At 63.0% G+C, this 23,760-nt stretch carries 25 protein-coding genes; 17 read left to right on the forward strand and 8 right to left on the reverse strand.

Annotated elements, in window-relative coordinates; genetic code table 11:
- Positions 1 to 26 precede the first annotated feature (26 nt).
- The 3 genes from trxB to LDN70_RS18300 form a co-directional block, all read right to left on the reverse strand.
- The gene (trxB, locus tag LDN70_RS18290; RefSeq protein ID WP_142937796.1) at positions 27 to 1,004 is read right to left on the reverse strand and encodes a thioredoxin-disulfide reductase; all 978 of its coding nucleotides are present in this window, start codon (positions 1,002 to 1,004) and stop codon (positions 27 to 29) included.
- Positions 1,005 to 1,028: 24 nt separating this feature from the next.
- Complete coding sequence (locus LDN70_RS18295; RefSeq protein ID WP_142937795.1) at positions 1,029 to 1,451, reverse strand: arsenate reductase ArsC; 423 nt, start codon at positions 1,449 to 1,451, stop codon at positions 1,029 to 1,031.
- 135 nt (positions 1,452 to 1,586) lie between these two features.
- The gene (locus LDN70_RS18300) at positions 1,587 to 2,279 is read right to left on the reverse strand and encodes an arsenate reductase/protein-tyrosine-phosphatase family protein (protein ID WP_223941041.1); all 693 of its coding nucleotides are present in this window, start codon (positions 2,277 to 2,279) and stop codon (positions 1,587 to 1,589) included.
- Positions 2,280 to 2,324: 45 nt separating this feature from the next.
- On the opposite strand from LDN70_RS18300, the gene LDN70_RS18305 reads away from it, so the two are divergent.
- From LDN70_RS18305 to LDN70_RS18315, 3 genes are all read left to right on the forward strand, one after another.
- On the forward strand, positions 2,325 to 3,062 hold the full coding sequence (locus LDN70_RS18305; RefSeq protein WP_223941042.1) for an aquaporin: 738 nt from the start codon (positions 2,325 to 2,327) through the stop codon (positions 3,060 to 3,062).
- A 74-nt stretch (positions 3,063 to 3,136) separates the two neighbouring features.
- Positions 3,137 to 3,487, forward strand: coding sequence for an ArsR/SmtB family transcription factor (locus tag LDN70_RS18310; RefSeq protein ID WP_223941043.1), 351 nt, complete (start codon positions 3,137 to 3,139; stop codon positions 3,485 to 3,487).
- 17 nt (positions 3,488 to 3,504) lie between these two features.
- Positions 3,505 to 3,993 carry a GNAT family N-acetyltransferase gene (locus LDN70_RS18315; protein ID WP_286198866.1) on the forward strand — a complete coding sequence of 163 codons (489 nt, stop codon included), beginning with the start codon at positions 3,505 to 3,507 and terminating at the stop codon, positions 3,991 to 3,993.
- 3 nt (positions 3,994 to 3,996) lie between these two features.
- Here the strand turns inward: LDN70_RS18315 and LDN70_RS18320 are convergent, their stop codons facing one another.
- Positions 3,997 to 6,171: an MMPL family transporter gene (locus LDN70_RS18320; RefSeq protein ID WP_223941045.1), complete on the reverse strand. Its 2,175-nt coding sequence runs from the start codon at positions 6,169 to 6,171 to the stop codon at positions 3,997 to 3,999.
- A 166-nt stretch (positions 6,172 to 6,337) separates the two neighbouring features.
- Here LDN70_RS18320 and LDN70_RS18325 point away from each other — a divergent pair, with 166 nt between their 5' ends.
- From LDN70_RS18325 to LDN70_RS18345, 5 genes are all read left to right on the forward strand, one after another.
- Positions 6,338 to 6,850: a MarR family winged helix-turn-helix transcriptional regulator gene (locus LDN70_RS18325; protein WP_142937789.1), complete on the forward strand. Its 513-nt coding sequence runs from the start codon at positions 6,338 to 6,340 to the stop codon at positions 6,848 to 6,850.
- 69 nt (positions 6,851 to 6,919) lie between these two features.
- A complete protein-coding gene (locus tag LDN70_RS18330; protein ID WP_166842212.1) occupies positions 6,920 to 7,735 on the forward strand; it encodes a methyltransferase domain-containing protein in 816 nt (271 codons plus the stop codon).
- A 100-nt stretch (positions 7,736 to 7,835) separates the two neighbouring features.
- Complete coding sequence (locus LDN70_RS18335) at positions 7,836 to 8,195, forward strand: YciI family protein (RefSeq protein WP_062068338.1); 360 nt, start codon at positions 7,836 to 7,838, stop codon at positions 8,193 to 8,195.
- Between the two features lie 45 nt (positions 8,196 to 8,240).
- Positions 8,241 to 9,419, forward strand: coding sequence for an RNA polymerase sigma factor (locus tag LDN70_RS18340; protein ID WP_502773823.1), 1,179 nt, complete (start codon positions 8,241 to 8,243; stop codon positions 9,417 to 9,419).
- Between the two features lie 18 nt (positions 9,420 to 9,437).
- A complete protein-coding gene (locus tag LDN70_RS18345; RefSeq protein WP_223941046.1) occupies positions 9,438 to 10,421 on the forward strand; it encodes an aldo/keto reductase in 984 nt (327 codons plus the stop codon).
- Between the two features lie 37 nt (positions 10,422 to 10,458).
- Here the strand turns inward: LDN70_RS18345 and LDN70_RS18350 are convergent, their stop codons facing one another.
- Positions 10,459 to 11,532 carry a DNA polymerase IV gene (locus LDN70_RS18350; protein WP_502773750.1) on the reverse strand — a complete coding sequence of 358 codons (1,074 nt, stop codon included), beginning with the start codon at positions 11,530 to 11,532 and terminating at the stop codon, positions 10,459 to 10,461.
- Between the two features lie 169 nt (positions 11,533 to 11,701).
- Between LDN70_RS18350 and LDN70_RS18355 the strand changes: the two genes are divergently transcribed.
- Positions 11,702 to 12,325, forward strand: a complete 624-nt coding sequence (locus tag LDN70_RS18355) for a LysE family transporter (protein WP_142937784.1) — start codon at positions 11,702 to 11,704, stop codon at positions 12,323 to 12,325.
- Positions 12,326 to 12,367: 42 nt separating this feature from the next.
- Complete coding sequence (locus LDN70_RS18360; protein WP_223941047.1) at positions 12,368 to 12,733, forward strand: hypothetical protein; 366 nt, start codon at positions 12,368 to 12,370, stop codon at positions 12,731 to 12,733.
- Here the strand turns inward: LDN70_RS18360 and LDN70_RS18365 are convergent.
- A complete protein-coding gene (locus LDN70_RS18365; protein WP_223941048.1) occupies positions 12,717 to 13,760 on the reverse strand; it encodes a LacI family DNA-binding transcriptional regulator in 1,044 nt (347 codons plus the stop codon). The genes LDN70_RS18360 and LDN70_RS18365 overlap by 17 nt on opposite strands.
- Positions 13,761 to 13,959: 199 nt before the next feature.
- Between LDN70_RS18365 and uriH the strand changes: the two genes are divergently transcribed.
- From uriH to LDN70_RS18380, 3 genes are read left to right on the forward strand one after another with little or no spacing between them, the layout of a single operon-like run.
- Entirely contained in the window at positions 13,960 to 14,973 is a 1,014-nt protein-coding gene (gene uriH / locus LDN70_RS18370) for a uridine-preferring nucleoside hydrolase UriH (RefSeq protein ID WP_223942686.1), read from the forward strand.
- A complete protein-coding gene (gene uriT / locus LDN70_RS18375; RefSeq protein WP_166842208.1) occupies positions 14,973 to 16,418 on the forward strand; it encodes a uridine transporter UriT in 1,446 nt (481 codons plus the stop codon). Before uriH ends, uriT begins: the two co-directional genes overlap by 1 nt.
- Positions 16,415 to 17,371: a ribokinase gene (locus tag LDN70_RS18380; RefSeq protein WP_223941049.1), complete on the forward strand. Its 957-nt coding sequence runs from the start codon at positions 16,415 to 16,417 to the stop codon at positions 17,369 to 17,371. The genes uriT and LDN70_RS18380 overlap by 4 nt, the downstream gene beginning before the upstream one ends.
- Before the next feature lie 79 nt (positions 17,372 to 17,450).
- Here LDN70_RS18380 and LDN70_RS18385 read toward each other — a convergent pair whose 3' ends face one another.
- Positions 17,451 to 17,771, reverse strand: a complete 321-nt coding sequence (locus LDN70_RS18385) for a putative antibiotic biosynthesis monooxygenase (protein WP_223941050.1) — start codon at positions 17,769 to 17,771, stop codon at positions 17,451 to 17,453.
- Positions 17,772 to 17,871: 100 nt separating this feature from the next.
- On the opposite strand from LDN70_RS18385, the gene LDN70_RS18390 reads away from it, so the two are divergent.
- The 3 genes from LDN70_RS18390 to pabB all read left to right on the forward strand — a co-directional run bounded on the left by LDN70_RS18390 (position 17,872) and on the right by pabB (position 21,184).
- Positions 17,872 to 18,477, forward strand: a complete 606-nt coding sequence (locus LDN70_RS18390; RefSeq protein ID WP_223941051.1) for a TetR/AcrR family transcriptional regulator — start codon at positions 17,872 to 17,874, stop codon at positions 18,475 to 18,477.
- 110 nt (positions 18,478 to 18,587) lie between these two features.
- On the forward strand, positions 18,588 to 19,148 hold the full coding sequence (locus LDN70_RS18395) for a low molecular weight protein-tyrosine-phosphatase (protein ID WP_223941052.1): 561 nt from the start codon (positions 18,588 to 18,590) through the stop codon (positions 19,146 to 19,148).
- Complete coding sequence (gene pabB / locus LDN70_RS18400) at positions 19,145 to 21,184, forward strand: aminodeoxychorismate synthase component I (protein ID WP_223941053.1); 2,040 nt, start codon at positions 19,145 to 19,147, stop codon at positions 21,182 to 21,184. Before LDN70_RS18395 ends, pabB begins: the two co-directional genes overlap by 4 nt.
- A gap of 58 nt (positions 21,185 to 21,242) precedes the next feature.
- Here pabB and cls read toward each other — a convergent pair whose 3' ends face one another.
- Positions 21,243 to 22,715, reverse strand: a complete 1,473-nt coding sequence (gene cls / locus LDN70_RS18405; RefSeq protein WP_223941054.1) for a cardiolipin synthase — start codon at positions 22,713 to 22,715, stop codon at positions 21,243 to 21,245.
- 86 nt (positions 22,716 to 22,801) lie between these two features.
- Here cls and LDN70_RS18410 point away from each other — a divergent pair, with 86 nt between their 5' ends.
- Entirely contained in the window at positions 22,802 to 23,743 is a 942-nt protein-coding gene (locus LDN70_RS18410) for an aminodeoxychorismate lyase (RefSeq protein ID WP_223941055.1), read from the forward strand.
- Positions 23,744 to 23,760 lie beyond the last annotated feature (17 nt).

Genomic DNA, 23,760 nt, shown 5'->3' on the forward strand with positions numbered 1-23,760 from the left:
TAACTCATACCTCCGTTGGGTAAAGCTCAGAAGTGGGTGGGCTCTTCGACCAGTGCTGTTGCAATGCTGTCGGCGTCGTCCAGGGCAGCGAGGTAACGCTCAGCGTCGAGGGCGGCAGCGCATCCTGTGCCCGCCGCAGTGATGGCCTGGCGATAGCGGTGATCCACGGCGTCGCCACACGCGAACACACCGGTGAGGTTGGTCATGGTGGTTGGCGAGGCCACCTTGATGTAGCCCTCGGCGTCGAGGTCCACTTGTCCCTCCACCAGTTCTGTTCGCGGCAGATGACCGATGGCTACGAAGATTCCTGTGGCGGCCTGCTCTCGGGTTTCACCGGTACGCGTGTCCTTGAGCGTCACTCCCGTGACCTTCGTGTCTCCATGGATGGCCGTGATAGCCGAGTTCCAAGCGAAGGTGATCTTGGGATTGTCCTTGGCACGCTGCGCCATGATCCGGGATGCCCGCAGCTCACCCTTCCGGACCACTACCGTGACGGACTTCCCAAAGCGCGTCAGGAACGTCGCTTCCTCCATGGCGGAGTCACCACCACCAACAACGATGATGTCTTGCTCACGGAAGAAGAAGCCGTCGCATGTGGCGCACCAGGATACTCCGTGGCCGCTGAGCTTCTTTTCCTCCGGAAGACCGAGCTCCTTATACGCCGAGCCCGTAGCCAGAATGACGGCAGGTGCCTCGTGGGTCTCACCGGCTCCGGTGACTACGCGCTTGAGGTGAGCCTTGAGATCAACCTCAGTGACGTCGTCGAACACTATCCGGGCGCCGAACTTTTCCGCTTGCTCCTGGAGTCCATCCATGAGTTCGGGTCCCTGAATACCGCCGGGGAAGCCGGGGAAGTTTTCCACTTCCGTGGTGTTCATGAGGGCGCCGCCGGCGGTGACGGAACCTGCCAGCACCAGGGGATTCAAGCCGGCTCGGGCTGCGTAGATCGCCGCTGTGTAGCCAGCAGGGCCGGACCCGATAATGATGAGTTGTTCGTTGCTCACGGGAGTTGCTCCTGGTAGTCGGGGTTACTTGGCCGCGGGGATCAGTGACGCGATAAGGCCTTCGATGCGGGTCTTGATATCGTCGCGGATCGGCCGGACCGCGTCCACACCTTGCCCGGCGGGGTCCTCAAGAACCCAGTCCTCGTAGCGCTTGCCGGGGAAGTACGGGCACTCGTCTCCGCAGCCCATGGTGATCACGACGTCTGATTCTTTGACGGCTTCAGTGGTGAGGACTTTGGGGATCTCGGCCGACATGTCGATACCAAGCTCAGACATGGCTTCCACCGCGGCGGGGTTCACCTTGTCTGCGGGCTGCGAGCCGGCTGAACGGACCTCAATGGCACCCTTGGAAAGGGTGGTGAGAAAAGCTGCGGCCATCTGTGAGCGCCCTGCGTTGTGAACGCAGACGAACAGAACGGACGGCTTCTTAGCGGTTTCGGTGCTCACGGTGTTCTCCTGTGTCAGTTGGGTCTGGTCGGGATCGATCCGCACCAATGCCGCGATGTGTCATATCGATAATCATCGATGCATTGAGTATCGGTCCATAGATTGATGATTGTCAATATATTGAGGGCTGCAGAGCTAGGCGGCACGCAGCCGGGGGGCGAGATCGTGGACTCGGCGTGAAATGTCGGCGAACGCGTCCTCAAACGCTTGCTCGCTATCAAGTCGCACCGGATCCGGAATGGACCAGTGGATGCCCTGGAGCCCCGGCAGCTCCTCGTGGGCGTTATCGCAGACGGTGATCACCAGGTCTTCGGCACCCGCCACGTGGTCGATCAAGCGGGGCTTGGCGCCCTCAAGGTCCAAGCCGTGGCGGCGGGCCACATCCACGGCACCGGGTGCCACATGTTCGGCCGGATGCGTTCCCGCCGAAACCGCTGGGATGTCACTAGCCGTTCGCCACAGAGCGGTAGCCAGTTGCGAGCGGGCGCTATTGCGGGTGCACACAAATAAGACGCGCCGCGCCCTGTGCTCGCGGCCGGGAGTGAGGCCTTCCAGGGCGCCGGGCGCCAGACGAACATAGCTTCGGCGCTTGTCAGCTTCGGAACGATGCCGCACCGCCAGCCCCGCGAGCTCCATGGATCGCAGATGGTGCGACAGCAGATTCGCCGGCATCCCCAATTCCGATTGCAGCTCCGTGGGCGACAGGTCCCCCAAGGTGAGCAGGTCTACGATGCGGAGCCGCGCAGGGTCACTCAGGGCCGCGTACTTGGCGGCTCTCTCCAGAAGAGCTGCCCTCTCCAGAGGGCTTGAGCTTTGATCAATATCCATTGATTCAATTTTGACTGAACTACTTTCATCAGTCAAGCTGTCTTCATGACTTCTTCCCCGACCGCCCTCTGGCGGCGCGCCCTCGCCGAAGCACTGGGTACCTGCCTGCTGGTAGCCATCGTTGTCGGTTCCGGCATCGCGGCCCAGCAGCTCTCGCCGCATGACGTCGGCCTGCAGTTACTGCAGAACAGCACCGCCACCGTGCTCGGGCTGACCGTCCTCATACTGATCCTTGGACCCATTAGTGGCGCGCACTTCAATCCTGCGGTGTCACTGGTGGACTGGGTCCTGGCCAGGCGAACCGGCGGCGGGCTGTCGCTAGGGGAATTAGGCGCGTACATTGCGTCGCAGACTGCGGGTGCCATCTGCGGCAGCGTGCTGGCGAACGCCATGTTTGAGGTGGGTACGTCAATCTCCAGCAAGGAGCGCACAACTCCGGGCCACCTGTTGGGCGAAATCGTGGCCACGGCCGGACTTATTCTGCTGATTTTCTCCCTCGCCGCAACCAAACGGGGCTTCTTGGCAGCCCCAGCTGTTGGCGCCTACATCGGGGCGGCTTATTGGTTCACTTCCTCGACGTCCTTCGCGAACCCCGCAGTCACGGTAGGACGGGTCTTCAGCGACACCTTCGCAGGGATCGCACCCGCCTCCGCGCCTGGATTTGTTCTGGCGCAGTTGGTTGGCGCTGCCATAGGACTGGGATTTCTGGCGGTTCTGTTCCCCACGGAATCGCGCGCACCAGAGGACGTCGTAGTACCGCACCCAGCGGACAAGCACGCATGATCCACCCTTGCACTCGGGGGTAATGCCCAAGTAAAGGACATTGATGGCCGTCAATGTAGGCGCATAATGGGTTCATGACCGCCTTACCAATACTGCAAGCCGCCTCGGAGCAAGACTGCTGCGAAGCAACGGGTCACCCTGCCCTGAATGCGGATGAAGCCAAGCAGAAGGCAACGGTTTTCAAAGCCCTCGCAGACCCTAACCGGCTGCGGCTTCTGTCCATGGTCAAGGCTGAACCGTCAGGAGAATCCTGCGTCTGCGACCTCACTGAGCCACTGGGCCTGGGACAGCCGACGGTGTCGCACCACCTGAAGATCCTTGTGGATGCAGGCCTGCTTCACCGGGAGAAGCGCGGCACGTGGGCGTATTACTCCATGGTCCCGGGCGCATTGGACAGTGTAGCCGGCGCCCTGGCCGCGCTGTGACGGTAGCGCTGAGGGCTATGGAGCCCAAAGACTGGCGGGCGGTCAGGGAGATCTTCCAAGAAGGAATCGACACCGGCTACGCCACTTTCGAAACAAATGCCCCCGAATGGCCCGCCTTCAACAACTCCAGGCTTCCGGACCACCGGCTGGTAGCGGTCAACGAGACTGGGGTGATCCTCGGCTGGACCGCAGTCTCACCGGTTTCCTCGCGTCCGGCCTACGCCGGCGTCGTTGAGCATTCCATCTACGTTGCGGGCGCTGCACGCGGCCACGGCGTTGGGAAACTCCTTCTGCAGGCCCTGGCTGCTTCCACCGAGGCGCAGGGAATCTGGACCATCCAGTCCAGCATTTTCCCGGAGAACGAGACCAGCCTTCGACTCCATCAAGCCAATGGGTTTGCCATTGTCGGGCGGCGGAACCGTATTGCTCGCGTGAGCACCGGACCCGCCGCCGGACAATGGCGCGACACCCTGCTGCTAGAGCGCCGCTCGCCCGTCATTGACTGACGCTTACCGCCCCACCGACGCCTGCTCCTCCTCACGAGGACCCACAACGTCCGTGGAAGACTCACGCGCAAGCTTGCTCGGCCACCAGATCTTGCTGCCGATGTCGTAAGCCAGCGCTGGCACCAGCAGGGATCGGACCAGCACCGTGTCCAGTAGCACGCCGAATGCCACGATGAAGGCGAGCTGGACCAGGAACATGATGGGAATGACACCGAGGGCTGCGAACGTGGCCGCCAGGACCACGCCGGCAGAGGTGATCACACCACCAGTGACGGCCAGTCCGCGCAGGATTCCCGGACGCGTCCCATGTTTCAAGGACTCTTCCCGGACCCGACTCATGAGGAAGATGTTGTAGTCCACGCCGAGGGCCACCAGGAACACGAAACCGAACAACGGCACAGTGGCGTCGGCACCGGAGAAGCCGAACACTCCGTTGAAGACCCAAGCAGAAACTCCCATAGCGGCGCCGTAGGAGAGCACCACGGACAGCACCAGCAGCACCGGCGCCACCACCGAGCGCAGCAGGAGCATCAGGATGAAGAGGATGACCACCAGCACGATCGGGATGATGACCACCAGGTCGCGCTGGGCTGTGGTGTTGGTATCCAGCGCAGTTGCTGTCACGCCGCCCACCAATGCTGCGGAATCAACCTCGCGAACAGCCACACGCAACGACTTCACGGCCTCTTCAGCCTCAATCGAGTCTGCCGCCGAGTTCAACGTGGCATTGATGAGGACCCTGCCGTCGCGAACTGCCGGCTCAGCAGGAGCGCCGGGGGCACCGGTGATGGGAACATTTCCGTCAGCCAGCAGGTAGGCGTCACCCACGCCGTCGGCTGCTTTGACCTTGTCCAGGACTTGCTGCGCGGAACCTTGTGAGGCGACCACGACGGCGGGGCTGCCGCTACCGGCGTCGAAGTGGCGCGCCAGCGCTTCCTGCCCGTCCACGGCGTCGGACGCGGAAAGTATGACATCCGTTTGCGGAACCCCGTTGGCCTTCAACTGCAACAAGCCTGTGGAAGCGACCAGGAGGAGAAGGACCGAAGCCACCCACACAACCCGCGGGCGCCTGGAGACCAAACGACCCGTGGCTCGCCACAGACCCTTTTGCCCCTCAAGGCCGGTGACAATCTCCGGTTCGCGTTCGTCGTCGGGCAGCAGCTTGGGCCGGAAGGGCCAGAAGGCCGAACGGCCCAGCAACGCCATGAGCGCGGGCAGCAGCGTGAGCGCAGCGAACAAGGAGCACAGAATGCCTGCGGCAGCTACAGGTCCCAGCGCCTTATTGGAATTCAGATCGGAGAACAGCAGGCAGAGCAGCGCAATGATGACAGTGGCCCCGGAAGCGAGGATGGGCTCGAAGGAGGCCTTCCATGCCGTGATCACCGCTTGGGTGCGGTTGGTGGTGTGCGTGAGCGCCTCCCGGAACCGCGCCACGAACAGGAGCGCGTAGTCCGTCGCCGCGCCAATGACCAGAATGGACAGGATGCCTTGGCTCTGCCCGTTTAACTGAATCCAGCCGGCCTTCGCCATTCCAAACACCAGAAGGATCGCGGCGCACAGGGCAAACACGGAGGTGAGCAGCACTGCGATTGGCAGCACCACCGAGCGGTAGACCAGCAGCAGGATTACGAACACGGCACCCAGGGCAACCAGCAGCAGGATGCCATCAATTCCACCAAAAGCGTTGACGAGGTCGGCGGTCAGGCCTGCCGGACCAGTGACAAATGCCTTCATGCCGTCCGGCGCGCCGGGCTGCACGACGTCACGCAGCTCCTGGACTTTCTCCCGCAGCTCATCCGAGGACGCCATGGGGACAACGAACTGAACTGCCTTGCCGTCTTGCGACGGGATGGGCCCGACGACGGCGCTCCCCAGCTTGAGCGCCTCAATGTCGGCTTTCAGCTGGGCTGCTTCGCCCAGCTGCGCGGGGGTGAAGGAAGCGTCACTCTCGATGATGACAATTGCCGGGATCTCTTCGGAGTCCCGGAATTTGGCCTGCCAGTCAGCGGCTTCCGTGGCTTCGGCGCCAGCGGGAAGGAAGGAAGCTTGGTCGTTGGACGAGACCTCTTCCAGCCGGCCGAACGTGGGGCCGCCGATTCCTGCGATGCCCAGCCAGGTGATGACCAGCACCACTGGTATCAGCCAGCGCAGCCAGAACGGTATCTTCTGCGAGTTCATGAGTCCTTCTTTTGGTGGGAGTGCTTGAGGGCTTTATTCCATCATAGATTATCTCTATGATGGAACTATTCCAAGACCTCAATACTATTAATGCCGGAATCCCCTATGGCTGGGAGTAATATCCGGAAGGCAGTAATCACATGACAACGCTGGCAGGAGGGCGGACATGTCGAACCCCACAGACCCGCGCCCCGGCGAGGGGCGCCCCGAAAACGCGGCTCCCCAAGAACTTGTGCGGCTCCTCCAAGACTTCACCCTCGAGGCCAACCACTATGTAGATGCCGCAGGCGGCCGGAACGACATGCACCGCACGGACCTCAACGCGCTGGCCGTCATTATGCGCCACTCCGCAGCGGGCAAGGTGGTCACCCCGGGTGTTCTCCGCGCCGAACTCCGGCTCAGCTCCCCTGCCACTACCGCATTGGTTGATCGCCTGCACGCCTCCGGACATGTGGTGCGCGAACGACTCGGGACGGACCGCCGGCAGGTCCAGTTGCAGATGACCCCTAAGGCGTACCAGGACGGAAGCGCCATGTTCATGCCGCTCGCCATACGCATGGGTAAGGCAATGGCCGCTTACAGCCCTTCGGAGCTGGCGCTGGTGACCCGGTTCATGACTGACATGGTGGAGGCCACCCTCGCCGCCCGCGAAGAAGCGGCCGAAGCGGAACCCAACTGAGTCGCATTTGTGCGCGTTTTGAGGGTCCAAAACGCTCACAAATGCGACCCAGTTGGGTAGCGTTTCCCTATGAACGCGCAGCAGCCTGAAGATGTCTATACCCACGGGCACCACGAGTCGGTTGTCCGGGCCCACGCCTCACGGACGGTCGAGAATTCGGCCGCGTTTGTGATTCCCCATCTCACCCCCGGAACGTCAGTTCTCGACGTCGGGTGCGGACCCGGCAGCATCACCTGCGACTTCGCGGGACTGGTTGCGCCCGGGCAAGTGATCGGCTTGGACCGGTCCGCCGACATCGTGGCACAGGCCACCGAACTGGCAACCGAGCGCGGCGTGGACAACGTGACCTTCCAGACCGGCAACATCTACGATCTCGATTTTGAGGACGAGTCCTTCGACCTCGTTCACGCACACCAGGTCCTCCAGCACCTGACCGACCCCGTCGCTGCCCTCCGTGAAATGCGCCGAGTGGCGAAACCCGGCGCCATAGTTGCGGTCCGCGACGCCGATTTTCACGGCATGAGCTGGTACCCGGAAGTCCCCGAGCTGGACGACTGGATGGAGCTCTACCAGAAGATCGCCCGCCGCAACGGAGCAGAACCCGACGCCGGCCGTCGCCTTGTTTCGTGGGCCCAGCAAGCAGGATTCACTCAGGTAGCGCCCACCAGCAGCAACTGGCTTTACGCCACCGCCCAACAACGCGCGTGGCAGTCCCGGGTCTGGAGCGAACGGGTGCTGCACTCAGCGTTCGCCGAGCAAGCCTTGGAGTACGGTTTCGCCAACGAGGCCGACCTCGCCCGGATTGCTGCAGGCTGGCACCGCTGGGGAGCCTCCGACGACGGCTTCTTCCTCATTCCCAACGGCGAGGTGATCGCTCGGGCATAATCTCCGGAGAAAGTTTGCCGAACCATGTAGAAAAGCCCGCCGCAGTTCCGACCCATGAGTGAAAGCACCCACAAAGGGCGCCCCTCACAAGGAGTTTGAGATGAAATACATGATCATGATGTTCGGTTCTGCCGAGGGAATGATGGAGACCGCTGACCCTGCATGGATTCAGGAAATGATCGGATTCATGATCCAGATCGACAAGGACCTGACCGAATCCGGTGAGATGGTGTTCAACGCGGGCCTCGCCGATGGCAGCACCGCGAAGCTCGTCAAGCAGACCCCCGACGGCGTCATCACCACCGACGGACCCTATGCCGAATCCAAGGAGTCGCTTGTTGGGTATTGGGTGGTCGATGTTGCCAGCGAAGAACGCGCGGTGGAGATCTGTTCCAGCATTGTGAAGTACGCGCAGGTAGTCGAACTCCGCGCAGTTCAGGAAGCGCCACCGGAGGTCTAACTGGGTTCCCCGCCGGACGCACGAATCGAGGACCTGCTGCGCACTCTGGCGCCGCAGGTCCTCGGCGTGCTGGCACGGACACACGGCCAGTTCGATGCCTGCGAAGATGCCGTCCAGGAGGCACTCCTTGAGGCCTCCCTGCAGTGGCCTTCCGGACTCCCGGACAACCCGAAGGCATGGCTGATGGCGGTCGCGTCACGCCGGCTGGTTGATAACTGGCGAAGCGAAAGCGCCCGCCGCGCACGCGAGGAACGTGTTGCGGCCATGGACGCCGACTTCCACTACAGCTCGGTTTCGGAAGCCGACGACACCCTCACCCTGATGTTCCTCTGCTGCCACCCCGCGTTGACCGCACCATCGCAACTCGCCCTCACGCTCCGGGCAGTTGGAGGACTCACGACGGCGGAAATCGCCTCAGCTTTCCTGGTCCCCGAAGCGACCATGGGTCAGCGCATCAGCCGTGCGAAACAGGGGATCCAGAAGGCAGGAGCCACGTTCACCATGCCGCCGCCTTCCGAGCGCAAGGCAAGGCTCGGCGTCGTACTTCACGTGCTGTACCTGATCTTCAACGAAGGCTACGCGGCCAGCTCGGGTCCGTCGCTGCAGCGTGAGGAACTCACCACTGAAGCCATCCGGGTGACGCGCCTGCTCGTTGCCATTGCGCCGCGAGAGCTGGAGGCGACTGGCCTGCTGGCACTGATGCTGCTCACCGATTCCCGGCGCGCAGCCCGTGCGTTGGCAGACGGAACGCCTGTGCCGTTGGCGGAGCAGGACCGACGCCTCTGGAACCGGGATCAGATCGAGGAAGGCATCGCGCTGCTGTCCTCCGTGCTCGGTCGCGGGGCCGCGGGGCCTTATCAACTTCAGGCCGCCATCGCTGCCGTTCATTCGGAGGCTGCCTCCAGCGATCAGACCGACTGGCCTCAAATTCTGGCGCTGTACACAGTGCTTGAAGCCGTGGCACCCAGCCCCGTGGTCACGCTGAATCGCGCGGTTGCCGTGGCCATGGTGCATGGTCCGGCCGCCGGGCTTGAACTGTTGGCGGGACTGGATACGGCGCTGGGCCGCACACACCGTTTGGACGCCGTGCGGGGCCACCTGCTGGAGATGTCCGGCGCCTATGTAGAGGCCCGCGCAGCGTACCTCTCGGCGGCCAAGAAGACAGGAAGCCTGCCCGAACGAAAGTACTTAATGGGAAAAGTAGCGCGGATGGACGAGCTGTAACCCCATATAGTCGAATCCATGGAACAACGCATACTTGGCAAGACCGGCCGATCCGTCTCCACCATCGGACTGGGAACGTGGCAACTGGGAGCCGACTGGGGTTCCGTCACCGAAGAGGACGCCTTTGCCGTTCTTGAAGCCTCGGTGGAAGGCGGCGTCAATTTCTTCGACACCGCAGACGTCTATGGCGACGGGAGGAGCGAGCAGTTCATCGGCCGCTTCCTCCGCACCAACCCGGACACGGACATCACGGTTGCCACCAAGATGGGCCGCCGCGTGGATCAGGTCCCCGAAAATTACACCTTGGAGAACTTCCGGGCGTGGACCGACCGCTCGCGGCGGAACCTGCAACAGGACACCTTGGATCTCGTTCAACTGCACTGCCCTCCCACGTCCGTCTACAGCAGCGATGAAGTCTACGACGCACTGGACACCCTCGTCAGCGAAGGGGCCGTCCGCAACTACGGCGTCAGCGTTGAGCGCACCGATGAGGCCCTCGAAGCCATCAAGCGCGGGAATACTGCATCCGTGCAGATCATCCTCAACGCCTTCCGCCTCAAGCCCTTGGATGAGGTTCTGCCCGCAGCCAAGGAAGCGGGCGTAGGCATTATTGCGAGGGTGCCGCTGGCGTCCGGTTTGCTGTCCGGGAAGTACACGCCGGACACCGAGTTCCCTGAAAACGATCACCGCAATTACAACCGCGACGGGTCTTCCTTCGACGTCGGCGAGACGTTCTCCGGCGTAGATTTCGCCACCGGCGTCAAGGCCGCGCAGGAGTTCAGCGGATTAGTGCCCGACGGCGTCAGCACCGCCCAAGCGGCCCTCGCCTGGGTGATCGCGCAGGACGGTGTCACCTCGGTCATTCCCGGTGCACGATCCGCTTCGCAGGCAGCGGCAAATGCCGAGGCAGGTGGCCTGCAGTCTGTAGGCACCGGGCTCACGGACGGGGTCCAGGACATCTACGACCGTTACTTCCGCGCAGCGATTCACCCGCGCTGGTAGCTGCCGGGCCGCCGTCGGGCGTAAACGTACGACGGCGTCACCAGCCGCCGCGCGTCGGCGTATGTCCCTTACGGGCCTCCTCGGGCATGGCCATCTCTGCCCGCAATCCGAGGAGCCGGATGGGACGGTCCGGCTCGATTTTTCCGCTGAGCTCCAAGGCCTGCGCAAGGACTTCCCCGCGGTCGAAAGTCTCGGGAATCTTCCTGGCGTAGGTCTTGGTGACAAACGGTGCGTAGCGGACTTTCAGGGTCAGCCCGATCACAGGGCGTCCCTCCGCCGCGACGTCTTCCAGGACGCGGGCGGTCAGTTCCTTGATGGCGTCGCTGATCTGGGCGGGCGCGGTGAGGTCCTGTTGGAAGGTGGTCTCGCGGCCATGTGCCCGGGCCACCCACGGAGTATCATCCACCTCGCTGGAACCCTCACCGCGTCCCAACTGCGCGTACCAAGGACCCATCTTGGGGCCGAACTCCGGGACGAGATCCTGGGGATTGCATGCTGCCAGCTCAGCCACCGTGGTGATGTGGTGCTTTGCCAGCCGTTGGGACACTTTGCTTCCAATGCCCCACAATTCCTTGGTGGGCTTGTCGCCCATGACGTCCAGCCAGTTCTCCTTGGTCAGCCGAAAGATGCCTGCCGGTTTGCCGAAATCCGTGGCGTTCTTGGCACGGACCAACGTGTCGCCGATGCCTACGCTGCAGTGCAGCTGCGTTTGCTCCAGGACGGCGGCCTGGATCTGCTTGGCGTAGGCGTCCGGATCCTCCGTTTGGATGCCCACAAAAGCCTCGTCCCAGCCGAGCAATTGAACCGTGGCTCCCGGCTGCGCGCGCAGCGTGGTCATCACCACGTCCGAGGCCGCCAAGTACGCCTCCTGATCAACCGGCAGGATGATGGCGTCCGGCACTTTCCGGGCTGCGATCCTGAGGGGCATCCCGGAACCGACGCCGAACGCCCTGGCTTCATAGGACGCGGTGGACACCACAGCCCGCTCCGTGGGGTCCCCCCGGCCTCCCACGATGATCGGTTTGCCCGCGAGCTCGGGCCGCCGGAGTATCTCGACAGCGGCAATGAACTGGTCCAGATCGACGTGCAGCACCCACGGGATTCCGCTCACGGCACCAGTTTGCCCTAAGCCGCGGCCTGGGCTGTAGCTTCCTGACCCACTTTGAGGTCCGGGGGCGCCATAATCAACACATTCCGGGTGCATTCCGTGGTCAGCGCAGCCAAACAGGGTCAGGAAGCAACGCGTCCAAACCACCCACTTCACGGGCATAAGCTGAGATGTGCAGTTTTCACTCTGGCTGGCCCTGGTTGGCGCCGGCACCCTGATCAGTTTCACTCCCGGCGCCGGTGCCATTTTCACCATGAGCAACTCGCTCAATTCCGGCTTCCGACGCTCCATCTGGGGCATCCTTGGTCAACAGGTGGCCTTGGTCATCCACATTGTGATCGTCGCTCTGGGCGTTGGCGTGCTGGTGTCCAACTCGCCGGTGATCTTCAATGTGATCCGCTACGCCGGCGCCGCATACCTGGTGTACCTGGGCATCCGGCAGTTCCTGCACAAGCCGGACCTGGACAAGGAAGAGGTTGAGGACAAGAAGAACGAGTCCGCCCTGTCCATGTTCCAACGCGGCATCTGGGTGAACCTGCTGAACCCTAAAGCCATTGTGTTCTTCCTGGCCTTCATGCCCCAGTTCATTAGGCCAAACGAACCCCTGCTTCAGCAGTATGTGGTGCTCTCTGCCACGGTGATTGTCATTGACATCATGGTGATGTGGTTCTTCTTCGCCCTCGCAGCCCGGTCCTTCCAAAGATTCACCCATGACCAAAAGGGCCAGAAAGTCCTCAACCGCGTCTTTGGCTGCTTGTTCGTGTTGGTCGGCATCCTGCTGGCAGTTATCCACTAGCCACGGCGCGTCATAGCAAAACGCGGTGCTACCGTCGAAGCCATGCAATCCGATTGGATCGAACACCGACGAGCTGACGATGGCGAGCACGTGGGCTGGATGAAGCCGGTAGACGATGGATTCGTTGCCATTGACCTTCTGGGACGCCCCAGGACGGAGACGGTGGACTGGTTGAGCGCCGAGGAAACTCTTGATGAACTCGGGCTGCGCTACCTGGCCGACCCTCACGAATTACTGCTCGACGACGGCGGTTGGCTTCGCGTGCGGATCGCCGAGGTTACGCCCTCCGCTGTCCGCGTGAAAAAGGAAGACTGGGGCGATATGACAGCGCCGCAGATTTACTTCACGGTGTCGCTACCCATCACGGAGGACCAGCTTCGCCCGCTGTCACCTAGCCAAGAGACGTAGATCCCCGCACTACCAACGAACTTTCTAGCGTCACATGTGGCTCTGCCAGCGGTAGGCCTTCCATGAGTCCCCGCAGTTGTTCCCCGGCCTTGCGCCCTAGCGGTGTGGCCGGCAAGTGGACGGTGGTGAGGCTGGGGTTGCTGGTGGCTGAGTACGGCAGGTCATCGAAGCCCGCCACGGCCAACTCCTCAGGGATCCGGACACCCTCCACGCGCGCTTCCTGCAGCACGCCGTAGGCATGCGTATCGGTACCGCAAACGACGGCGGTAACTCCCTCACGCTGCCACTCCGGCCAGGCCTCGGCGAACGCGGCAGCGGCAGCACCGACGTCGATCGGGGTGCTGATGACATGCCCGTCGGCCACTAAAAGCCCACAGGCTGCAGCCTCCGCCAAGAAGGCCTCACGGCGCAGTTGGAACGTGGCAGTGCCGGTGATGCCGTCCACGTAGGCGGCCCGGGTGTGCCCGGAAGCAGCGAGGTGCCGGGCAAGCTCGCGGGCGCCCTGGGCGACATCAAGGTTCACGGACGGTGCATAGGACTCGAGCCCCGGGGCATCCAGCAATACAAGGGGCGGGGCTGCAGACAGGTCTTCCAGGAATTCCGCACTGGGTGCGCCCACCAGCAGTCCGGCAGGGCGGAGAGCCAGCAACTTGCGGACGTCATCAGCCTGCGGTGATTCACCGGCGTCGGTCACGGAGAGCAGCAGCTGATACTCGGAACCCAACGATTCCCGCACCCCAGCGATGACGTTGGCAAAGAAGGGGTTGGACACATCCGGCGTCACAAGTATGACGATTGAGCTGACCCCGCGGGCCAGCGAGCTGCCGATGCTGTCCACCACGTAACCAAGTTCAGCAATGGCGGAACGAACACGGGAGATGTTGTCGTCGGATACCCGCCCCTGGGTTTTGCCGTTCGCCACCAGGGACACGGTAGCCGTGGAAACGCCTGCGCGGGCGGCCACCATCGCGGCCGTCACGCGGTGCGAGCGGGGCGCGCGGCCATGGCGCCGTTCCAGGGATTCCATGCATCGATCGTAGCGGCTCCAACCAGTCCTGACCTGCGAGAAGGCATCAAGCGCTTGACGTTGAAGGTTCAAAGATCACGTTAAGCGTTTGACGTACGTAGCTAAGCAGTGCCAGAATCTCCCTGAATGCATACTGCCCTGCCCGGGAAAGTTCCAGGCAGGCCCCAATGACGTGGAGAAAAACGTGGACCCCAACACCATGACGCCCGCACCCAGGAAGATCATTCTTGACTGCGACCCTGGCCATGACGACGCAGTGGCATTGCTGCTGGCACACGGCAACCCGGACATCGAGCTGCTCGCGGTGACCACCGTGGTGGGCAACCAGACCCTCGAAAAAGTCACCCGCAACGCCCTCTCAGTGGCCACGATTGCCGGCATCACGGGAGTCCCCTTCGCCGCCGGCTGTGACCGCCCCTTGGTGCGCACCATCGAAACGGCCCCCAGCATCCATGGCGACTCCGGCATGGACGGACCGGAACAGCCTGAGTCCGCCATCGAGCTGGACCCGCGCCACGCCGTCGATCTCATCATTGAAACCGTCATGGCACATGAGCCGGGCACCGTCACTTTGGTCCCCACCGCGGGCCTCACCAACATCGCCATGGCTGCCCGCAAGGAGCCCCGCATCGTTGAGCGCGTCAAGGAAGTTGTCCTCATGGGCGGCGGCTACCACGTGGGCAACTGGAGCGCCGTAGCGGAGTTCAACATCATCATTGACCCCGAAGCTGCGCACATCGTTTTCAACGAAAAGTGGCCTGTGGTGATGGTGGGCCTCGATCTCACGCACCAGGCTTTGGCCACGGATGAGGTAGTGGACCGCATCGCGGCGATCGGCACCAAGCCGGCCAAGTTCGTCATGGAACTCATGGACTTCTTCCAGAAGACCTACAAGGACGCCCAGGGCTTCGACTTCCCGCCGGTGCACGATCCCTGCGCCGTTGCCTACGTGATCGACCCCTCGGTCATGACAACCCGCAAGGTCCCCGTGGACATCGAGCTCCAAGGCAAGCTCACTCTCGGCATGACCGTGGCCGACTTCCGCGCGCCTGCGCCGGAGGACTGCCACACCTCCGTGGCCGTGGACCTGGACCACAAGAAGTTCTGGGATCTGGTCACCGACGCGATCGAACGGATCGGCGAACCAACGCTCGACGGCGGCGCTGACGCCACCGCTGCTGCTGAGACCGTTCTGGCTGGAGAGGCAAAGTAATGTCCTCCCCCGCAACCGAATCCACATCCACCCGCGGCAACGTCACCGCGCTCATGGTGGCCCTGCTGGCAGCCTGCGTGGCCTTCCAGCTCAACGCCTCCATGCTCAGCCCGGCCCTGGTGACCATGGGCAACGAGCTCAACACTGACCAGGCCACCATCGGCCTGTCCCAGACCTGGTTCTTCACGGCTGCCGCCCTGTTCTCCCTCTTCCTCCCGCGCCTGAGCGACATCGTGGGCCGCAAGAAGATCCTTGTGGGCATGATGCTCCTGATGGCAGTGGGCTCGGTCATTGCCGCGCTGGCCCCGGACGTTACCTGGCTCTTCGTGGGCCGCATCATCCAGGGCGTCAGCGGCCCCACGGTTCCGTTGTGCCTGATCATGCTCCGCTCCGCGGTCAGCAACCCCCGCAAGTACGGCACCCTCATGGGCCTCATCACCGCGGTCAACGGTGGCGTGGCCGGCGTGGACTCCTTCGTGGGTGGCTACTTCGCTGAGAACTTCGGCTTCCGCAGCATTTTCTGGCTCATGGTCGCCCTGGCCCTCGTTGCCACCGTGCTGATTGCCGTCCTGGCCGGTGAAAGCAAGCCTGCTGCGGGTACCACCATGGACTGGCTGGGTGTGTTCTGCATTGTGATTGCCGTGGGCGCTTTGCTGACAGCCTTGAACGAGGGCGCCAAGCTTGCCTCCGCCTTCGATTCCGGCACCCTGACCCTCGCGGTGGTCCTCACGGTGATCGCCGCCGTCGCGTTCTACGCGTTCTGGACCGTTGAAAAGCGGGCCAAGCAGCCCATGGTGGAAACCGTGCACCTGCGCCAGCGCTCCACGTGGGCACCGCTGCTGACCACCACGCTCACCATGACCGGCATCTTCGCGGTCATCAACGGCATCGTCCCGGCCTACGTGCAGGCCGCGGATCCGGGCTTCGGCGTGGGCCCCACGGAGATGTCGCTCATCATCCTGACTCCATACGCGCTGCTGGGCTGGCTCTTTGGTCCGATCAGCGGCCGCCTGGCTCCCGTGCTCGGCTACACCAAGGTCCTGCGTATCGGCCTGCTTGGCAGCTTGGTGGCGCTGGCGATCATCGCGTTCTTCGGCCTCAACAACCTGCCCATGATGATTGTGGGAACGGCCTTGCTGGGCATCATGTACGCCGGTACCGTCAACATCATGCTCAACGGACTGGGCGTGGTTCTCTCCCCGCAGGGCAACCCGGGCTTCCTGCCTGGCATGAACGCCGGCGCCTTCAACCTCGGTGCCGGGCTGAGCTTCCTTGTCCTGCCCGCGGTCCTCGTGGCCACCGCTTCGCTCAATGATGCCAAGGCGTCCTACCTGACCGTTGTTGTGGTGGGACTCGCCATCACTTTGGCAGCCTTCGCAGCCTCACTCCTGATCCCCAAGCCGGTGGACGCAGAAGTGACCGAAACCGAAAAGGTGACCGCATGACCAGCGCACCCAAGGCGGGAATCGTCGTCGTCGGCTCCCTGAACGCCGACCTCACCATCTACTGCGACCGCCTCCCTCAACCCGGCGAGACGGTTCACGGCAACGGGTTCGCCGTCAATCCCGGCGGCAAGAGCGCCAACCAGGCCGTGGCTGCCAGCAAGCTCGGCGGTCAGGTCAGCCTGATCGGTGCCGTGGGAGACGACCCCAACGGCACCATGCTCCTCGACTCGACGGCCAGCGCGGGAGTGGACGTGTCCCGCGTCCGACGCTCCGACGTCGCTACTGGTGTTGCGGTCATTTCCGTAGACGCCGGCGGCGAGAACAGCATCATCATTTCCGCAGGCGCCAATGGCACCCTCCGGCCTTCGGATGTCACGCCCGACGCCTTCCAGGATGCAGCCGTGGTGTGCCTCTGCCTGGAGGTGGAAACGGATACCGTGATTGCCGCCGCCCAAGCAGGGCACGACGCCGGTGCGACCGTTCTGCTAAACCTCTCGCCTTACGCGGAGGTGCCGGAGGCTTTGGCCGGGTTGAGCGATGTGCTGCTGGTGAACGCGCACGAGGCGTCGTTGTTCCTGGGCTCGGAAGCAGATGTACCCGACGCCGACGCAGAGGCCGAGGCCTGGGAGCCGGTCCGGAGCCAGTTCGCCGACCGTGGATTGCAGCGGGTGCTGGTGACCCTGGGTGCACAGGGATCCGTGGTTCTGGATTCCTTGGCCCGTGGCGCTGAAGACCAGATCACCCGTATCGCCCCGACGCGTGTTTCCGCAGTGGACACCACGGGTGCCGGTGATGCCTTCACAGGTGCTGTGGCTGCTCGCTTGGCAGCTGGTGAATCCCTCGCAGATGCTGCATCTTTCGCCTCGGTGGCTGCGGCCTTGGCTGCCACCAAGAAGGGAACGCAGGCCGCCTACCCAACCATCACCGACGTAGAACAGCTGCGGGGCGCTTAGTCCCAGCCCCGCACCCAACTGGGTCGCATTTAAGCGCGTTTTGAGCCGTCAAAACGCGCTTAAATGCGACCTACTTGGGTTAAGCGGACTTGCGGGCTGCTCGTTGGGCCGCCCGCTCTACAGCCTTGCGGGACAGGGCTCCGTGGCCGGCCATGAGGCGGGGAACCACAACATACACAGCGGCGGGAACCACCAGGGCCGTGAGCAGCAGCGCCCGGAGGACCGGGTGGAGCGGCTCCATGATGGGACCCAGGAGCAGCATGCCGATGGACACCAGCGGGAAGATGGCCAGCCAGGTGATGAGGGCCCGCATGTGAACGGACGGCCCTTTCGGACGGGCAGGGGCGGCCGGGGCCGCTGGGGTTTCAACGGCGATGTGGGAGCTTGTTTGTGTCGTCATGGCATTCTCCAACTAAACGGTTGCTTTTGGCTTGGAATCACAATAACCCCACCCTCCAACAAATACAACCATCCAGTTGGAAACTGGTAATATGACTCCTATGGCATGGGACACAGAGCGAACCAAGGCGCTGCTTCTAGAGGCAGCTACCAGTGAGTTTTGCACCCGCGGATTGGCCGGCGCCCGCATTGATCGCATCGCGGCGGAGGCCGGGGTCAACAAGGAGCGGATCTACCAGTACTTCGGCAATAAGAACGCGCTCTTCGACGCCGTGATCGTCGCCGCCCTCAGCTCCCTCATGGACGAAGTACCCATCGAAGGCAGCGGACCCGAAGCCATGGCGGACTACGCCGGCAGGCTCTTCGACCACCATCAGCAAGATGCCACGGCCCCACGCCTCCTGTTCTGGGAAGGACTGGAACGGGGCACGGAAGTGGTGGGGCTGCCAAAGCGGATGGCCAACTGCGCATCCAAGGTCAACAGCACCATCGCCGCCCTCCCCGGCGTCTCCAGGGAAGATGCAGGGGATCTCCTCATCACCATCGTGAGCCTGTGCGACGCCGCCCCGGTACTCCCGGCACTCGATGGACTGATGGCCGGCAACAACCCCGGCCGCGCACAAAGGCGACGCGCCGCCGTCGTACGTACCGTCTACCTGGCGGCTGCAGCGCTTGCCGCCGAGGCGCAGGAACCGGCCCGCACCTAAGCGCAACCCGCTTGCCCGCACCGCCCCTCGTGACAGCTTTGACACGAAAAGTGACTTAGTTGTGAAGTTGCCCCTAGCCAAGAGGGGGCGCCATGAACCATGCTTGCTGAATGTACTCAACGACGAGCCCATACCGCATCATCACGGTCTGCACTGGAAACATCTGCCGCTCGCCCATGGCAGCGCTCATGCTCACGGAAGCCTTCGGCGCGGAAGGGCTCGGCGAACTCGTGGCGGTGGACTCCGCGGGCACTACGGGCTACGAGGTTGGACACCCCATCGACCCCCGCGCCGCACGGGTTCTAACGGCCCAGCACCTCGCTTCCGAGGACCACGTTGCCCGCGAGTGGCGGCGTGAATGGTACGCCGAACGGGACCTGATCCTGGCACTGGATGTTGACCATTTCGGCTGGCTTCAGGAAGGGGCCCCGGATCACGCCTCCCTCGGAAAAGTCCGGATGCTCCGCAGCTTCGATCCCCACATGGCAGGCCGCAGCTCCCTTGACCTCGGCATCGAAGACCCTTGGTACGGCGGCCACACGGACTTCGACAACACATGGACGCTCATCAACGGCGCCATCCCAGGGATACTGCAGCACGTCAAAGCAGCCATCGCAGCGTCTCAAGACGCGAAAGCCCCCGAGCCCCAGCAGGTAACCTCTATGACATGACCCCTGCACCCGTGATCATCGCAGTTGACGGCAGGTCCGGCGCAGGAAAGACCACGCTGGCCGTTGAGCTGGCGGCCCGATTGCGGCAACACCACAAGGTTTCGCTGTTCCACCTGGAAGACATCTACCCCGGCTGGAACGGCCTCATGCCCGGCATTGAGCGCTACGTGGGCACGGTCCTGAAGCCGCTCAGCGAAGGCATGGCGGCAGAGTGGACCAGCTGGGATTGGGACAAACACTACGACGGCGGCCTGAACGTTACGCTGCCAGCCGAGATCGTGATCGTTGAAGGGGTAGGCGCGGCGGCGGACGCCGCCCGTCCCATGCTGGACGCCGTGGTGTGGGTGGAAGCCTCCGGCGACGAGCGCCGTCGTCGGGCTTTGACTCGTGACGGAAGTACCTACGAACCGTACTGGGACAGCTGGGCCGCCCAGGAGGATGAGTGGCTTTCAAGCGACCAGGTGATCAGTGCCGCTGACATTCGGGTGCAGAACCTTGCCGACGGCAGCGCTCCGGACGATGTCCTCCGAACCCTGATGTACCTGCCTTCGGTTGCTTCGATTTTGTCGCCGGAACTCAGTGCGCGGCGGGGACTTCAGCTGCGATCCGAGCGCCTGGATGCGACGCCCGACGCTGAGCTGCTCTTCGCCTCCCTCTACGGCAAGTCCACCAACGCAGTGTGGCTGGATTCTTCCAACGCCTCCGCCGTCGCCGGCCGTTCCCAAGCCGCCGCGCGCAGTCGCTTCAGCATCCTGGCTGACGACGGCGGCACGTTCGGACAGTCGGCGCTACACCGCTCCGGAACTACCCAAGTGACCGCCGGTTCCGCCTCCGTCAGCACCTCCGGGCCGTTCTTCCGCTGGCTCGATTCCGTCTGGGGCCGCCGGGCCGTCCGCGCGCCCCGAGGTTACGACGGCCAGTTCACGCTCGGCTGGCTCGGATACCTCGGCTACGAACTCAAGCGCGAAACCGGCGGGAATGACGTCCCCTCCCACACCCCGGACGCCGCCTTGCTCTTCGCCGGCCGGGCTGTGGTGGTGGATCATCGCGAACAGACTGTCTGGCTGCTCGCCTTGGAAGCGCCCGACGCCGAGGAATGGTTGCGTGCGGCCCGCACCGCCGTCGAGGCTTCAGTCTCCCCCGCTGCCGGCCTCGCGGTCTCTTTCAATCCGGGACCTGCCGGCCTTGAGTTCGTCAGCCGCGACTCTGCCACTGACTACAAGCGCAAAATCGCGGACTCGCAGCACCAAATCAGCGAAGGTAACTCCTACGAGATCTGCCTTACCACCACGCTGGAAGCCCCTGCCGGCGGCCTGGACCCGTGGGCGAGCTACCTGGCACTACGACGCCGGAACCCGGCACCGTTCGCCAGTTACCTTCGGTTCGGCGAATTGGTGGTGGCAAGTACGTCACCTGAGCGGTTCCTGCGCATTATGTCCGACGGCGGCATGCGCGCCGAGCCGATCAAAGGCACCCGCGGCCGGTCTACTGACGCTTCCGAGGATGCTGCATTGCGGCACGACCTCGAGACGTCGCTGAAGGACCGCGCGGAGAACATCATGATTGTGGACCTGCTGCGCAACGACCTCAGCCACTTCGCGATCCCGGGTTCCGTGACGGTCAGCCGGCTGTGCGCCATAGAAAGCTACGCCACCGTCCACCAAATGGTGAGCACCATAGACGCACACCTTCGTCCGGGTGCTCCGCGGGCGGAAGCCCTGGCTGCAGCCTTTCCCGCAGGGTCCATGACAGGTGCCCCGAAGATCAGCACCATGGACATTCTTGACCAGCTCGAATCCGGGCCCAGGGGGATCTACTCCGGCGCAATCGGCTACTTCTCACTGAACGCCGCAACGGACCTCGCCGTGGTGATCCGCACTCTGGTGGTCAATCCTGACGGCAATGGCGGGCGAACCCTGTCCCTCGGCGTGGGTGGGGCCATTACGGCGGATTCCGTGGCTGATGACGAGTACGAGGAAATCCGGACCAAGGCATACGGTGTGCTGTCCACGCTGGGTGCTGACTTCCCCGGCTGAGTTTTTGTACAGCTAATGCCCTCAAGAACGTCTCTAAAGGGCGTTAGCTGTACACAAACTACTGGAGCGTGGCGGTCAATCTGGCCACGTTATCCACATACTTGGCAATTGGGGGTCTATCCATCCAGTCGTCCAACGTAAGCTCCTTGGAAACCTCGCGATACGTGGATTCAACCGTCCGCATGAGGTCCACGGTTTCGGCGCCCAAGAGCATCACCGAAACCTCCATGTTCAGGGAGAAGGAGCGCATGTCCATGTTGCTGGAACCGAGAACGGCCACTTCGTCATCGATGGTGAAGTGCTTGGCATGGAGGACATACGGCGCCCGGTACAGGTAGATCCGCACTCCTGCGTCCAACAAGGCTTCGTAGTAGGAGCGCTGGGCGTGGTGGACCAGGAACTGGTCGCCTTTTTCGGACACAAAGAGCTCCACATCCACACCCCGCTGCGCAGCGGTGGTGATGGCGTAAAGCAAGGAGTCATCAGGAACGAAGTACGGGCTGCAAATGGAGATTCTGTGCTGCGCTGAATAGATCAGTGTATTGAACAAGCGAAGGTTGTTCTCTGTGGCGAACCCCGGACCGCTCGGCACTACTTGGGCGGTGACGTGCCCTGGAGACGGCCGGCTTGGAAGGCGCAACTGGTCCTCAAGCGACTCATCGGTCTCGCTGAGCCAGTCCGTGGCGAACACTACATTGAGGGTTGCCACGATTGGCCCCTCGAGCCGGGACATGAGCTCAACCCATTTACGGCCCACTTTGTGGTGTTTGGGATTGTTGTAGGACGGTTCAATCAGGTTCTGGGAGCCGGTGAAAGCAATCTCGCCGTCGATCACCATGATCTTGCGGTGGTTCCTGAGGTCCGGACGCCGCCATTGACCATGGATGGGAAGCAGCGGAAGCATCCGCTTCCATTGGATCTTGCCTGCTTTGAGCCGGCGGATCAGGCGACGGTATCCCTTGACCCGCAGCGTTCCGATGTGGTCGAAGAGCAGCCTGACGGTGACACCCCGTTCAGCAGCGTTCTCGAGCTCGGTGAGCAGTTCGTCCGTCACGGAGTCGCTGCTCATGATGTAGAACTCGGCGTTGATGTAGCTCTTGGCACCCTTGACCGCTTCGGCCATGGCTTTGATGGATTCGTGGTAGCCGGGGATCAGCTCAACCTTGTTGCCGTCAACCATGGGCAGCGAACCGAGGCGATGGTTCAGCTCACCCGCTGACTTCACCCATTCCGGCCCCGAGTAAACGCTCACCGGATCGGCAAGATCGGAGGTGACGGCACGGACGCGCCGATTTACCTCTTCCTGCTGCTCACGCCGCCGCTTAGACAGCTTGAAATTGCCGAAAAGGAGGAAGAGGACAAACCCTACGGAAGGGATGAGGAACACAGCCAAAAGCCAAGCCATGGCCGTGGTGGGGCGCCTGTTACCGGGAATGATGCCCAGAAGGACGATCCGCATGACCACTTCCGCGATGGCCCACGCACCCAGTAACCAGGTCCACTCCTGGCCAAAAGGAAAAGGAAAGAGCACCTGCAAACCCCCACGCTCCAAGAACAACAGTGACCTCAGCCTATCCGGCAAAGTCACAGGCAACGGCACCGCACTAAGCTGGGACCATGACTTCACCTGCTCCCACGGTCCTGGTTTTCCTGGACCCAGCCTTTGAAAACGGACGTGTTGCCGACTCCAGTCAGCCCCAGATCATGGCCACGGACCTTGGCGCCACCCGTGGCGATGGCGTGTTCGAATCACTGCTCGCCGTTCAAGGACGTCCCCGCAAAGTGCAGGCCCACCTGAACCGATTGAGCAATTCCGCGGCAGCATTGGACCTGGTGCTTCCGGAGCAGGAAGCCTGGCGCAAGGCGATTGATACCGCCATCAACGAGTTCCGCGGTGCCCACCCCGCCCCCACGCCGGAGGAGGACGAAGTTGTGGTCAAGTTGATCGTCACCCGTGGTGTTGAAGGCGCAGCCAGCCCTACCTGCTGGGTGCAGGCTTCCCCGTCACCGGCGGGCAGTCGGCGGCAGCGCGAGACGGGCATCGACGTCGTCCTTTTGGACCGCGGCTTCGACACCGAAGCCGGCGAGCGCGCGCCGTGGCTGTTGCTGGGCGCCAAGACGCTGTCCTATGCGGTCAACATGGCTGCGCTTCGTTTTGCGCATAAGCAAGGCGCAGATGACGCAATTTTCACCTCCACGGACGGCCGCGTCCTGGAAGGCCCCACCTCCACGGTGTTGCTGGCTCACCTTGAAACAGTGGACGACGGCGAAGGGTCCGTCAGGACTGTCCGTCGCCTCATCACCCCGCAGCATGACAGTGGAATCCTGCCCGGCACCTCGCAGGGGGCGCTGTTCGCAGCGGCGAAATCAGCTGGCTGGGAGCTCGGCTACGGGCCGCTGGTCCCGCAGGACCTTTTTGACGCCGACGCCGTGTGGCTGATCTCGAGCATCCGTTTGATTGCTCCCGTGAATCACATCAACGGCAAGGAAATCGGTACGCCAGCTGTTCGGAAGCAGCTCACTGCAGAGCTCAACACACTGTTCGCGGGCATCGAGTAAGCCACCGGACGTCGAGA

It is taken from the genome of Arthrobacter sp. StoSoilB22, assembly GCF_019977315.1.
In the GTDB taxonomy this organism is placed as follows: domain Bacteria; phylum Actinomycetota; class Actinomycetes; order Actinomycetales; family Micrococcaceae; genus Arthrobacter.

Bases quoted from the DNA above. Each gene is read 5' to 3' on its own strand.
- uriH (WP_223942686.1), top strand. From the start codon at position 13,960: ATGACGCCCGCACCCAGGAAGATCATTCTTGACTGCGACCCTGGCCAT.
- LDN70_RS18395 (WP_223941052.1), top strand. From the start codon at position 18,588: ATGTACTCAACGACGAGCCCATACCGCATCATCACGGTCTGCACTGGA.
- LDN70_RS18380 (WP_223941049.1), top strand. From the start codon at position 16,415: ATGACCAGCGCACCCAAGGCGGGAATCGTCGTCGTCGGCTCCCTGAAC.
- LDN70_RS18300 (WP_223941041.1), bottom strand. From the start codon at position 2,279: ATGGATATTGATCAAAGCTCAAGCCCTCTGGAGAGGGCAGCTCTTCTG.
- LDN70_RS18315 (WP_286198866.1), top strand. From the start codon at position 3,505: ATGGAGCCCAAAGACTGGCGGGCGGTCAGGGAGATCTTCCAAGAAGGA.
- LDN70_RS18345 (WP_223941046.1), top strand. From the start codon at position 9,438: ATGGAACAACGCATACTTGGCAAGACCGGCCGATCCGTCTCCACCATC.
- LDN70_RS18325 (WP_142937789.1), top strand. From the start codon at position 6,338: ATGTCGAACCCCACAGACCCGCGCCCCGGCGAGGGGCGCCCCGAAAAC.
- LDN70_RS18365 (WP_223941048.1), bottom strand. From the start codon at position 13,760: ATGGAATCCCTGGAACGGCGCCATGGCCGCGCGCCCCGCTCGCACCGC.
- LDN70_RS18335 (WP_062068338.1), top strand. From the start codon at position 7,836: ATGAAATACATGATCATGATGTTCGGTTCTGCCGAGGGAATGATGGAG.
- LDN70_RS18310 (WP_223941043.1), top strand. From the start codon at position 3,137: ATGACCGCCTTACCAATACTGCAAGCCGCCTCGGAGCAAGACTGCTGC.
- uriT (WP_166842208.1), top strand. From the start codon at position 14,973: ATGTCCTCCCCCGCAACCGAATCCACATCCACCCGCGGCAACGTCACC.
- LDN70_RS18385 (WP_223941050.1), bottom strand. From the start codon at position 17,771: ATGACGACACAAACAAGCTCCCACATCGCCGTTGAAACCCCAGCGGCC.
- LDN70_RS18410 (WP_223941055.1), top strand. From the start codon at position 22,802: ATGACTTCACCTGCTCCCACGGTCCTGGTTTTCCTGGACCCAGCCTTT.
- LDN70_RS18360 (WP_223941047.1), top strand. From the start codon at position 12,368: ATGCAATCCGATTGGATCGAACACCGACGAGCTGACGATGGCGAGCAC.
- LDN70_RS18305 (WP_223941042.1), top strand. From the start codon at position 2,325: ATGACTTCTTCCCCGACCGCCCTCTGGCGGCGCGCCCTCGCCGAAGCA.
- pabB (WP_223941053.1), top strand. From the start codon at position 19,145: ATGACCCCTGCACCCGTGATCATCGCAGTTGACGGCAGGTCCGGCGCA.
- LDN70_RS18320 (WP_223941045.1), bottom strand. From the start codon at position 6,171: ATGAACTCGCAGAAGATACCGTTCTGGCTGCGCTGGCTGATACCAGTG.
- LDN70_RS18390 (WP_223941051.1), top strand. From the start codon at position 17,872: ATGGCATGGGACACAGAGCGAACCAAGGCGCTGCTTCTAGAGGCAGCT.
- LDN70_RS18330 (WP_166842212.1), top strand. From the start codon at position 6,920: ATGAACGCGCAGCAGCCTGAAGATGTCTATACCCACGGGCACCACGAG.